General features: G+C 66.6%; 11 protein-coding genes. 8 read left to right on the forward strand and 3 right to left on the reverse strand.

Annotated features, from left to right (window positions below):
• Nucleotides 1–37 precede the first annotated feature (37 nt).
• The 4 genes from NU1_RS26195 (at nt 38) to NU1_RS26210 (ending at nt 3,973) form a co-directional block, all read left to right on the forward strand.
• Entirely contained in the window at nt 38–868 is an 831-nt protein-coding gene (locus NU1_RS26195; protein ID WP_067525292.1) for an esterase/lipase family protein, read from the forward strand.
• A gap of 213 nt (nt 869–1,081) precedes the next feature.
• A complete protein-coding gene (locus NU1_RS26200; RefSeq protein ID WP_067525294.1) occupies nt 1,082–1,801 on the forward strand; it encodes a DUF8020 domain-containing protein in 720 nt (239 codons plus the stop codon).
• Nucleotides 1,802–1,825: 24 nt separating this feature from the next.
• Complete coding sequence (locus NU1_RS26205; RefSeq protein WP_157553047.1) at nt 1,826–2,584, forward strand: DUF8020 domain-containing protein; 759 nt, start codon at nt 1,826–1,828, stop codon at nt 2,582–2,584.
• Nucleotides 2,585–2,617: 33 nt separating this feature from the next.
• Nucleotides 2,618–3,973 carry a lipase family protein gene (locus NU1_RS26210; RefSeq protein ID WP_067525299.1) on the forward strand — a complete coding sequence of 452 codons (1,356 nt, stop codon included), beginning with the start codon at nt 2,618–2,620 and terminating at the stop codon, nt 3,971–3,973.
• Nucleotides 3,974–3,977: 4 nt separating this feature from the next.
• Here NU1_RS26210 and NU1_RS26215 read toward each other — a convergent pair whose 3' ends face one another.
• Genes NU1_RS26215 through NU1_RS26225 form a run of 3 tightly spaced genes read right to left on the reverse strand, consistent with a single transcriptional unit; the run spans nt 3,978 to nt 5,394 of the window.
• Complete coding sequence (locus NU1_RS26215; protein WP_067525302.1) at nt 3,978–4,595, reverse strand: TetR family transcriptional regulator; 618 nt, start codon at nt 4,593–4,595, stop codon at nt 3,978–3,980.
• A complete protein-coding gene (locus NU1_RS26220; protein ID WP_067525304.1) occupies nt 4,544–5,020 on the reverse strand; it encodes a DUF202 domain-containing protein in 477 nt (158 codons plus the stop codon). Before NU1_RS26220 ends, NU1_RS26215 begins: the two co-directional genes overlap by 52 nt.
• Nucleotides 5,017–5,394 carry a YidH family protein gene (locus tag NU1_RS26225; RefSeq protein WP_084521816.1) on the reverse strand — a complete coding sequence of 126 codons (378 nt, stop codon included), beginning with the start codon at nt 5,392–5,394 and terminating at the stop codon, nt 5,017–5,019. Before NU1_RS26225 ends, NU1_RS26220 begins: the two co-directional genes overlap by 4 nt.
• 542 nt (nt 5,395–5,936) lie before the next feature.
• Here NU1_RS26225 and NU1_RS26230 point away from each other — a divergent pair.
• From NU1_RS26230 to NU1_RS26245, 4 genes are all read left to right on the forward strand, one after another.
• Nucleotides 5,937–6,650 carry a DUF8020 domain-containing protein gene (locus tag NU1_RS26230; RefSeq protein WP_067525306.1) on the forward strand — a complete coding sequence of 238 codons (714 nt, stop codon included), beginning with the start codon at nt 5,937–5,939 and terminating at the stop codon, nt 6,648–6,650.
• 500 nt (nt 6,651–7,150) lie between these two features.
• Nucleotides 7,151–8,449: a family 1 glycosylhydrolase gene (locus tag NU1_RS26235; protein ID WP_067525308.1), complete on the forward strand. Its 1,299-nt coding sequence runs from the start codon at nt 7,151–7,153 to the stop codon at nt 8,447–8,449.
• A gap of 178 nt (nt 8,450–8,627) precedes the next feature.
• The gene (locus NU1_RS26240) at nt 8,628–9,476 is read left to right on the forward strand and encodes an SDR family oxidoreductase (protein ID WP_067525310.1); all 849 of its coding nucleotides are present in this window, start codon (nt 8,628–8,630) and stop codon (nt 9,474–9,476) included.
• A 580-nt stretch (nt 9,477–10,056) separates the two neighbouring features.
• The gene (locus NU1_RS26245; RefSeq protein ID WP_067525312.1) at nt 10,057–11,577 is read left to right on the forward strand and encodes an ABC transporter substrate-binding protein; all 1,521 of its coding nucleotides are present in this window, start codon (nt 10,057–10,059) and stop codon (nt 11,575–11,577) included.
• Nucleotides 11,578–11,581 lie beyond the last annotated feature (4 nt).

The following is an 11,581-nucleotide window of genomic DNA, read 5'->3' on the forward strand; positions in this document are numbered from 1 at the left end:
ATATGTCTGCGAATCTAGATTCTTCAGGAGGACGACTGTGCGAGCACTCTTCAACATCGGTGTCGCCTTGGCCGTGAGCGGCGGGGCATGCGCGGGGGTCGCGGCCGCCGCGCCACCCCCGCCGATGACCGCACCGCCGAGCTCGATCGCCGCGTGCGCGTCATCGAGCACCGGTGCGGTGCCGGTGCTGCTGATCCACGGCACCAACGCGACGGTGGAGAAGAGCCTGGGCCCTGTGCGCCGGGCCCTGCTCGAGGACGGCCGCTGCGTCTACGGTCTCGAATACGATTCCATGCAGCCGGTGTCGCAGTCCGTCGACTTCTTCACGGCCGCCGTCGAGCGGATCCGCGAAGTCAATCACGGCACCGCCATCGATGTGGTGGGCAAGTCACAGGGGGCACTGATCGCCCGGGCGGTCAGTCTGGAATTCACCGATCCCCATCCGCTGCGACACGTTGTCGCGATCAGCGGACCACAGCATGGGATTGCGAAAATCGTTGCCGGAGTGGATATCACACCGCTCGGCGCACAAACGCCAGCCCTGAACCTGCTCGACCGCGCCGCGGTACGTGACATGTTGGTCGGATCGCCGTATCTGACCGAACTCAATAGCGGCCCCATGACCGCGCCGGACGTGCGCTACACGATGATCGCCTCGAAATACGATCGGATCGCCGCGCCCTACCCCATCGCCTTCGTGGATGGGCCGAACGTCACCAATATCCTGATCCAGGACGGTTGCCCCGTCGACCGCGCGGGACATCTGGCCGAGTCGACCGATCCGCGCACCGTCGACCTGGTACTCCATGCGCTCGACCCCGAACGGCACCCCGTCGTGCGCTGCCTCCCCAACGACGACGAACGCTAGTCGAGGCCGCACCACCCCGCCCGAGTGGCACATTTCGAAAAATCAAGCAGACCGACTAATCAGTCGGTACGCTCTGCGCAATCACGGTCCACTCGCCCGCCGACAACGGGAAACCGTCCCCATCGCCGGTCGTCGCGGCCGTGATTCGCCCGAACACTCGGGCCTGCCACCGGGCATCCAGGTGGCGCACAACGAAGGATTATGAGGTTCTCCATGAAGATTCGTCGCGCGGGTATGGTCGCGGCCGTTGCCGCGGCCAGTATCACCATTGCCGCCGCCACCGCGAATGCCGATCCCGAACAACCTGTTTCGCCGCAGGTGAGTTATCAGGCGACACTGTCCGACGGGGCAGTCGTCGTCGGTCTCGAACACGGCACCTTCACCCGGGCCGAGGAGACGATACGAATCCGCGATGCGGCCGGAACGGTACTGGACACGCTTCCCCTGAGCTACGTGATCGACGAGCAGCAGCTGTCGATCCGCGAACAGATCTCCGACGACGGCCGAACCCTGCGGCTCACACCCGATCTGACCGCGGTCGACCGCACCGCCCTGCGCCCGGTGGCCTCACCACTGGAGAACCAGCTCGCCATGAACGATCTGATCAACTCGGTCAGCATCGGAACCTCGGTCGGCAGCCTGATCGGTACCGCCATCGGCGCGACGCTGGGTATCGGTGTCGGATTCGCGCTGGCGGGTGCGTCGTGCCTGGTGCTGAGCCTGGGATGCGTGGTGGCGGTACTACCCATCGTCACCCTGGTCGCCGGGGCCGGCGGCCTGGCCGGACTGGTCATCGCGGGCGCGCCGAACGCCGCGTTCGCGATCTACCGGTACGTCACGACGCTGAATGCGGCTCCGGGAGAGAGCATTTACGCCCCGGACCTGCAGGGCAGGGCCGGGGTTCCGGCTCCGACGCCCGCCACCGGGAACTGAACGGGAAGCGCGAGGACATTCGAGATGAAGCTCTGCGCAACGCTTTCCGTGGCCACGCTGGCGGTATGTGCCGTCACCGCGGCGACCGGTACCGGTACCGCTGACACCGGCTCCACCGCCGCGGACCCCACTGTCACCGCGGCGGTGGTCGGCGACTCCGTCATCGCCGTACTCGATCAGGCGCTGTTCACCACCACGTCGGACGGGCGGGCGGTCGATATTCGGACGCTCGCCGGGCAATCGGTGCTGAGCCTGCCGTCGGAGTTCCTGCTCGACGGACTGCGACACCCGATCCGCTATCAGGTCATGGATGGTGGGCGAGCGGTGGCTCTCAGCCCGGATACCGGTCTACGGCCGATCGCCTCCGCCGTGGAGAACCAACTGGCGCTCGATGCCTGGGCCGACAATATGTCGAAGGTGCCGCTGGGCACCATCGCGGGCGTGGTCCTGGGCGCTCTCGTCGGCGCGGTGATCGGGCTGGGTTCATGCCTGGTGGTCGGACCCGCGTGCCTGGCCACCGCACCCGCCGCCATCGGGGCTTTCGCGGGTGCGGGTGGCGTGCTGGGCACGCTCATCGCCGGTGGCGCGGCACTCGCGGACGGTCTGTGGAAGTACGTGACGACCGTGCAGGCGGAACCCGGTGAGAGCGTCTACGCCGGACAGGGCGGTCTGCTCGATCCGAACGGCACCGGCGTCCCGGACGCGAATCTGCGTCTGCCCAACGGCCTCGGCTCCGGAAGCAGCAGCGGCAGTAGTAGCGGCAGCGGTTCCGGCGGCAACTGACACCTCAGAAGATCCCTGACGGGAAGGATATTCATGCTCTCCACTGATCCCCGGCCGATCGCGGTCACCATCCACGCCGCGGCAGGCACGGGGGCCGGTGCCGACCGCCGAATCCGACTCCCGCGACGTGGTCCCGGCCGTGACCGCGACACCGTGCGATCGTCGATCGCACGTGTCGTGGTCACGGCCGCGCTGCTCGCTGTCGCATCCGTCACCGTCGCACCGGAAACGTCTGCCGAGGGGCCGGCACTGCCTGCCGGTTCCGTTGTGCCGGACCAGGATCCGTTCTACGCGGCACCCGCCGACATCGGCACCTACCCGGACGGCCGGCTGGTGGCCGCCCGAGAGTTCGATCCCCGAATGTCAGTTCCGGTCCGCGCCTGGCAATTGTCCTACCGCACCAACGATTCCCACGGGAACCCGATACTCGCCGTCACCACCGTCATGGTGCCGACAACACCGTGGACCGGCCCCGGCCCCCGTCCGGCCGTCTCCGAACAAATCCCCGAGGACTCGACCGGGACCCGGTGCGCGCCCTCCTACGGCTTCGCCACGGGCACCTCACAGGCCGGCAATCAGATCACGAAGATGCTCGGCAATGGTTGGGCGGTGGCGATACCCGACTTCGAAGGTCCACAATCGGCATTCCTCGCCGGGCCGCTCTCCGGTCACGCGGTACTGGACGGCGTGCGCGCTGTCGGGCAGTTCGCTCCGGCCGGGCTCGGACCGGACACCCCGTGGGGATTGCACGGCTACTCCGGTGGTGCCGCGGCCACCGGCTGGGCGGCCGAACTCCAGGCGACCTACGCACCCGAACTCCGTTTCGTGGGAGCCGCCATCGGCGGGGTGCCCGCGAACCTGCCTGTCGTATTGAAAAACGTTGACGGAGGCCTGTTTTCCGGCTTCCTGGTCGGCGCGCTGGTTGCCGCTCCCCGGGAATTCCCGGAGATCCGCCTCGACACAATGCTCAACGAACGCGGCCGTGCCGATACCGCGGCGGCCGCCGATCTGTGCGTACTCGAACTGCTGACCCGCTATCCGTTCTGGCGGCTGTCGGACGCCAGCGTCGGCGACCACTACCGCGAGGGCTCACCACTGATCGAAGTGCTGCAACGCAATTCACTCGGCGAGGTGGCACCGACCATACCGATCTACAACTACCACGCCGACACCGACGAAGTGGTGCCGGTCGCCCAGGCCGACGAGCTGGCGGCGAGCTGGCGGCGCGGCGGCACCGCGGTCGTCACCGCCCGCAACCCAGTCGGTGAGCACATACTGGAGGGCGGCCGCAGCGAAGCGGCGGCGCAACAGTTCCTGCGCGACCGCTTCACCCTCGACACACCGGTGACCGATATGGACATCGATCGCCCGGTTCCCCTGTCGCGCTGAGTATTCAGCCGCGGTCCGGCGCAATATCGCGGCGCAGTACGTCGGTGAGCGTCCGGACCGCGGCCACCATGTCGAGCGATTCGTCGCGCAACCACAGTTCCGTCAGGCCGGTGATCGCGCCGACCAACAGCAACGCGATCGCCCCGGCGTCGATATCGGCGCGGATCTCCCCGGCCGCGGCGCTTTCCTCGATGACGCGCGCGAGGTTGTCCCGGTAGGTGCGCAGGCGCTCATTCGACCAGTCCTGAGCCAATTCCGGCGCGTCGGCGGAACCGAACAGCGCGAGGTGGCTCAGGCGGGTGAACTCCCGATTGCTCGCACTGCGCGCCACCAGCCGGTCGACGATCTCGAGGGCACGCAGCGCCGCGGCGCCCTCGTACTCCCGATCGACTTCGACCGCGTCGAACGCCTGCTCGTCACGCGCGGCCAGTACCGCCGACAGCAACGCTTCCTTGCTGGAGAAGTGATGGAGCACCCCCGAACGAGTAATGCCCGCGGCCTCCGCGACGGCCGCCAACGAGGTGCCGCGATACCCGTTCTCCGCGAACAACTTCATGGCCACCGCGAGGATCAGAGACCGTCGGGCCTCCCCCGCCTGTTCGGCGTCGCGTGTCCTCGCCATATCTGCGCCTCCCGCCCGTCGAGCGCAGTGCGCTCCGATTGTCCCGGCAAGCCTACTGTCCAGTCGTCCGGCCCTATCACCGCGACGCCGGTAGCCAACAGCATGATGACCGCGACCGCCGCCACGGCGACCGCCGCCATCACCACGGGCGCGGCGGCGGCGCGGCGGTCACCGCCGCGCAGGACGCGATTGCGCCGCCAGCTCAGGACCGAGATTCCCAGCAGCATGACTGCCGCGGCCAGTGGGATCAGCGCGGAAGTGAGCAGAGCCCACGGCGATTCGTCGTGCGCGCGTGTTTCGTATCCCGACATCAGGACGTGGTGACCGAGGAGCGCCGCCACCACGCAGGCGCTGGCCGCGGTGCGCCGCCAGGCGAGCGCCGTGCGCTCGGCGGCCAGTCCGGTATCGGCGGCGCCGTCGGTCACGCCAGCAGCACCGACGTCACGGCCAGCAGCGACACCACCGCGATACCGGCGGCGAGGAATGGCACCGATCCCGGCGTGGGTAGGGGCCCGCCGACCCGCATGGCCCGCTCGATCATCCGCCAGCGTCTATAGGCGCCGAGTGCCAGCACCAGCGCGAGTACCAGGCACACCAGCACGGCGACCCGCAGCGCTCCCCCGGACTCGACCGGCGCGACCAGCGCGTGCACCGCGACCGCGCCGGCCAGTAGCCCGAGCGACGTGCGAATCCAGGCCAGGAAGGTCCGTTCGTTGGCCAGCGTGAAGCGGTAGTCCACGGGGGCGGCGAACTCTTCGTCGGACGCGGCAGGGGTATCGGAACTCACGAACACTCTCATCGAACGATCGACTATATGTTCTGACGAACATAACACTATCGAATTCGAGACATGCGAGATGGCATCCACCAAGTATCGCTACCGGACTCACACAAGCACACTCACACCTGTTGACACCCTCGCGAATTGATGTGACGCTAACCACTATAGGTTCCTTGGAACTTATCAATCCCGTACGGCCCGACTGGGTGATCCCGAGCGAGCCGTCCATGAATCGCGGCGTCGACATGGGCACCATCCCTGTTCGAGCCGTCACCACGCCCTGGCTCGGTGATCGCCGGGTGACTTCACAACTCGGACACACCTGGTCGGCAAGAATTCGCCGCCCCCTACCCCCCGCGGCCGCAGCACACGCCCGAAGGCGTCGGCCGCCACGTCCACACCGCACAACCACGAGGAGGACGCGACGACACGCCTGTGAATCCCAGCGGACCCGATCCGCTGGACGAACCAACACTTTTCCTTACCAGTGACGTCCTGCCAGACGCCTGGTTTTCAGGGTAGCGCCTCGACGGGCGCGCCCGACAGCGAAAGACCGATGCATGAGAAATCTCGCTACCGCTACGGCCCTGATGGCCGCAGCGATCACCGTCAGCGCTGGAACCGCCAGCGCCGCACCCGATCCGGGTCCCGACACCGTCGGATATACCGCTACGGCGACCGAGACCTCCACCACCATCACGACCGATAGCGGGTCGTTGGTGGTCGAAGATGGCGTGTTCATGATCAAGGCCGCGGACGGTACCGCGATCGCCGGGGCGGAATTGTCGTTCCGTGTCGACGATTTCGTCTTCCCGATCACGGCCGAGATCGAGGACCGTACCGCCACGCTCACGCCGCGGTTGGATGCCGAGCACGCGGTCTACCGGCCGGTGGCGCTGCCGTTCGAGGACGAGTCCACCTTCCAGTCGGAGTTCCAGCGTGAACAGGCCGCGTGGGCGCGCATGGCGTCGACCGTTCAATTGGGTGCGGGTATCGGCACGATGGTCGGTGGGATCGGTGGCGCGGCGGTCGGTTGCGTGCTCGGTGGTATCGCCGGGGCCACCGTCGCGGCGGCCACGATCGTCGGGTTGTTCGGGCCGTTTCTGCCCGCGGCCGCCATCGGGTGTATCGGTGGTGTGATGGCCGTGGGCAGCCTCGGTTCCCTCGCGGGCACCCTGCTGGTCACCGCCCCGGTCGCGATTCTCGCGGCGGCGCAGTACTTCACCACCATCAACCAGCCCGCACCACAACCGAAGCCGAAGCCCGCCAAGTAGCACCCCACCCATCAGGGATCGTTTGTGTGGTGCGCGCCGCGGCGCGCACCACACAAACGTGTCTCGTGCGCCGTCCGGAACCACGCCCTGGCACCCGCGACCGGGCACGGCTCGTCGTCATCGCGCTGGACGCCACGAGAGATTCATCCACCATCGACGGCACGGGATCACCATCGCGCACCCGGTCCACCTGGTTCGGACTCCGGTTCGACCGCGCACCAACCTCGCACCGCCGCAACCGAACAGGTCCGCTCGCCCGCACCGGTCTCAGTCCTGCGATTCATTCCAGTCGGTCCGAACATCGCATCTCGCCCCCATCAGGGATCGGTTGCGCGTCGTCCGGCACCGAGCGTGTGGCCGAATGTTCCCCCTCGAGGCTTCCGACCCACCCGGCCGCTCATCCCGATACCTCGAATCGCTAACCGACCGACTGTTCGGTCAGCTACCATCGCCGCCTGATGACACCACACCGGTGAACGGTCGAGTACGAGGAGAGCACAATGCGTCGCAGGTTCGGAATTACGGCTGTCGCACTGGGATTGACCGCCCTATCGGTTATGCCCGCGACGGCGGAGCCGGTCGGCGGCATGCACGCCGAACCGCTGCCGAGCGAATTCCTGTGGGGCGTATCGGGTTCGGGCTTCCAATCCGAGGGGTACGCACCGGACAGCAATTGGTCCCGCTACGCCGATGCGGGCAAGACGAAGGATACCGTCGGAACCTCGGTCGATTTCCTGCACCGCTATCGCGAGGACATCGAACGCGCCCGAGAGCTCGGCACTCAGGTCTTCCGTATGAGCGTCGAGTGGGCGCGCGTGGAACCCACACCGGGGCACCAGGATCCGGCGGCGTGGGCCTTCTACGACAATGTGGTCGCCGCGATCCTCGCGGCGGGTATGCGGCCGATGATCACGCTGGACCACTGGGTGTATCCCGGCTGGGCCTTCGACCGCGGCGGCTGGCGGCGCGACGAGATGAGTGCCGAGTGGCTGGCCAACGCCCGCCGCGTGGTCGACCGCTACGCCGGCGTCGACCCGCTGTGGATCACCATCAACGAGCCGTCCGCCTATGCCTTCCAGGAAATGCAGGTCGGCGGGCTCGGCCCGGCCGACCTGTCGGCCGCCATGGATCGGTGGGTGCGGGTGCACCGCGAGATCTACGACTACATCCATGCCGCCCAGCCGACCGCGCAGGTCTCGTCCAATGTCGCCTACTTCCCGGTGGCAGAGTCCTTGGTGGACACCACCTTCCTCGATCGAGTGGTCGACAAACTCGACTTCATCGGGCTGGACTACTACTACTCGATGTCGCCCACGGATCTCAGCTACGCGAACGTGTTCTCCGAGCCGTGGAATGCCACGGTGGCACCGGACGGCCTCTACTACGCACTGCGGCACTACGCCGAGAAGTATCCCGGGCGACCGCTCTACGTGGTCGAGAACGGAATCCCGACCGAGAACGGACCCGGACGCCCTGACGGCTACGACCGCGCCGATCATCTCGCCGACAGCGTCTACTGGGTGCAACGTGCGATCCAGGACGGCATGAACGTCATCGGCTACAACTACTGGAGCCTGACCGACAACTACGAATGGGGAAGCTACACACCACGTTTCGGTCTCTACAGCGTGGATGTGAAGAACGACCCGAATCTCACGCGCGTCCCCACCCGGGCTGTCGACGCCTATCGCACCGTCATCGCCCAGGGCGGCGTGCCCGCGCGGTACACGCCCGTGCACCCGTCGACCCTGTGCTCTCTCGTCGACGCACTGGCCAGTTGCGCCCGCCCGGTCGGCTGATCCGACCCGACCCTCGTGCTCCGACCGGAAATCAGCTTCATGATCGCCGGATTCGAGGGTGCGGCACTGCATCGCCGCACCCTCGACGGGATGGAGGTTGCCCACTAAGCTTACTGACTGAACAGTCAGTATGTTCGCTCCCGCGCCGGGGAGCGACCCCGAGAAATGAGACACCAGCATGACCGAAACCCCCTTCGCCGGCCGCACCGCCGTGATCACCGGCGCGGCCGCCGGTATCGGCGCGGCACTGGCGACCGAACTCGCCGCGCGGGGAATGTCGCTCGTACTGGCCGATATCGACGAAGTCGGCGTGCGTCGCCGAGCCGCGCAGTTGCAGGCGAACGGGGTACCCGCGCTCGGCGTCGGCGTCGATGTGAGCGATCCGGATTCGGTCGCGGCCCTCGCCGAGGCGGCCTACGCGAAGTTCGGATCGGTGGAACTGCTGTGCAACAACGCGGGAGTGCTGCTGTTCGGCAGTGTCGCCGAATCCTCGCTCGGCGACTGGCGGTGGCTGTCGTCGGTGAATGTCGAAGGCACACTCAACTGCCTGCACGCCTTCCTCCCCCGCATGCGTCAGGCCAGCGGGTGGCGGTACGTCATGAACACCTCGTCCACCCACGCCTTCCTCCCGGACACCGCCAACAGCGCGCTCTACAGCGCCACCAAACACGCCGTTCTCGCCATCACCCTCGGACTCCGCGGCGAACTGGCCGCCGACGGTATCGGCGTCACACTGCTGTGCCCCGGGCAGGCGGCCACCCGAATCCTCGACTCGCAGCGCAACCGTCCGCAGACCTTCGGCCGCCGCGCCCGCGAACCGTTCGGCACCGGCCCGATCCCCCTGGCGATCGAACCGGAGGCGGTCGCCTATGCCGCCGCCGAGGGCATCCGGCGGGAGTCCCCGCTGGTTTTCGCACTACCGGACGAGACCCGCGCGGGCTTCCGCTCCCAGATCGAACAGATGTGGCGACTCGCCGACGACGCCCTCGGCGACCGAACCGAAACCCGCGTCGGCGCAGGCGATTAGGACACCACAGCATACCCATGAATATAGGCACCGCTGACGGGTGAGGTGGCGAAGCATCTCAAAGGATCGAGAAACCCCGTTTGACACAGCACTTTATGATGCATCCCACCAGCGAACCTTGACACATCAGCGCTTGGCAATCATGGTGTTCATAGATACGCGCGAACATATTGTTCCGTTGAACCAACACCTGCGGCCGCGAGCCGCGACCCTGCACCAGCCGTAGTCGATCGGCTGGATTCTTCATTCCATTTGCCGAGGAGGCGCGACGAGTGAGAAGACCCGCGACCAGCAGTCGACTCCGGGCGACAGCGCCTGTTCGCGAACCGGATATTCGCCAATGAGATCGCGGGTACGGATCCCGAGGCCGGGCAATACCCGCCAGTACGCCCGACCATCAGCCACATAGGTTCTCAAGAACCTATTAATCTTCATATCTTCGCTGATTTCTTGCACAGACCAAGATGTGTAGGTACATAATCCATCTGCCGGCCCGAACGATGCGGCGCTGCGCGGGCACTCCGACCGACTGCTCAGCACGTACCGAACGAGCCGGGTGCCCGAACCCGAGGAGTGTCCTTTGCGTAAATCCCGAATCTTCGCCATCGCGACCGCGCTGGCACTGACCGTGTCGCCGCTGGCCGCCTGCGGCCAGTCCACGGACGGTGGCGTCACAGACGACACACTGACCCTGGCGACCTCCTCGCCGGTCGGCAGCTTCGATCCGGTCAACCTCAATATCGGACCCGGCACGCACTACTGGCAGGCCGTGTACGACACCCTGCTGCACAGGGATGCGGACGGGAACCCGATCCCCGCGATGGCGGAGTTCAGCTACGACGCGGCGCTCACGACCTTGACCCTCGATCTCCGCGAAGGTATTCGGTTCAGCGACGGCACGACCTTCGACGCCGATGCCGCGAAGGCCAATCTCGTTCGATTCACCTCGACCCCGGGACCGCACAGCGTGATGGGTGCAGCCATCACGAGTATCGAGGTGACCACACCGGATCAGCTGGTCCTGCGCCTGTCGGCTCCCGACCCCGCGTTGCTGACGAACCTCGCCTCGGCGCTCGGGGTCATGGTCTCGCCCGACGTGCTGGCCAAGGGCGAATTCGACCAGAATCCGGTCGGTTCCGGCCCCTATCTGTACGACCCCGCCGCATCGCAACCGGGCACCGTCAAGTTCAGCCGCAACACCGGGTACCTCGACAGTTCGCAATACCCGTTCGACCACCTCGAGATCGTCATGCTCAACGATCCGAATACGGTCCGCAACGGACTCACCACCGGGCGGCTGGATGTGGGGTCGTTCGTCTCGACCGACAGCTCCCAACTGGAGGCCGCCGGTTTGACCACCACGCGGCTCGCCGGTACATGGAACGGCCTGGTCCTGGCCGACCGCGACGGCACAATGCAGCCCGCGCTGGGCAAGCCGGAGGTTCGCCAAGCGATCAATATGGTCGTCGACCGCGACCTGTTCCGCACGCTCGCACCGGGGAATCCGCCAGCGACCAGCCAGATCTTCGCTCCCGGATCGGGCGCGTACGACGAGGCGCTGAATACCGTTTATCAGCATGACGTGACAAAGGCCAAGGAACTCATGACGCGCGCCGGCTACCCGGAGGGTTTCACGGTCACCATGCCGGACATGTCCTCCTACACCGGCAGCCCCGCGCTCAATACCGCGCTCGACCAGCAACTCGGCACCATTGGAATCACCATCGTCTGGGACAAGGTGCCGCCGGCGCAGATTCTGACAGCGATGACATCCGGCCGATACCCGATGTTCTTCATGTCCCTCGGTATGAGATCGCCGTGGGAGGATCTCCAACTGTCCGTACTGCCCGCCGCCGCCTGGAATCCGTTCCACGTCGCCGATCCCGAACTCAACGCACTGATCGCCGAAGCGCAGCATGCCGAACCCGGACCTACTCAGGATGCCGCGTTCCAGGCGGTCAATCGCCGGCTCGTACGCGACGCGTGGTTCGCGCCCATCTTCGGCACGGAAACCCTGTGGGCTTCCGCGCCCGGCATTCGTATCGAGAAGCAGAGTCGCGGCTACCCCGACCTGGTCCGATTCCAGTTGGCGGAGAGCTGATCCC

It is taken from the genome of Nocardia uniformis NBRC 13702, assembly GCF_001613345.1.
Lineage (GTDB): Bacteria > Actinomycetota > Actinomycetes > Mycobacteriales > Mycobacteriaceae > Nocardia > Nocardia uniformis.

Bases quoted from the DNA above. Each gene is read 5' to 3' on its own strand.
- NU1_RS26215 (WP_067525302.1), bottom strand. From the start codon at position 4,595: ATGGCGAGGACACGCGACGCCGAACAGGCGGGGGAGGCCCGACGGTCT.
- NU1_RS26240 (WP_067525310.1), top strand. From the start codon at position 8,628: ATGACCGAAACCCCCTTCGCCGGCCGCACCGCCGTGATCACCGGCGCG.
- NU1_RS26230 (WP_067525306.1), top strand. From the start codon at position 5,937: ATGAGAAATCTCGCTACCGCTACGGCCCTGATGGCCGCAGCGATCACC.
- NU1_RS26200 (WP_067525294.1), top strand. From the start codon at position 1,082: ATGAAGATTCGTCGCGCGGGTATGGTCGCGGCCGTTGCCGCGGCCAGT.
- NU1_RS26210 (WP_067525299.1), top strand. From the start codon at position 2,618: ATGCTCTCCACTGATCCCCGGCCGATCGCGGTCACCATCCACGCCGCG.
- NU1_RS26225 (WP_084521816.1), bottom strand. From the start codon at position 5,394: ATGAGAGTGTTCGTGAGTTCCGATACCCCTGCCGCGTCCGACGAAGAG.
- NU1_RS26235 (WP_067525308.1), top strand. From the start codon at position 7,151: ATGCGTCGCAGGTTCGGAATTACGGCTGTCGCACTGGGATTGACCGCC.
- NU1_RS26205 (WP_157553047.1), top strand. From the start codon at position 1,826: ATGAAGCTCTGCGCAACGCTTTCCGTGGCCACGCTGGCGGTATGTGCC.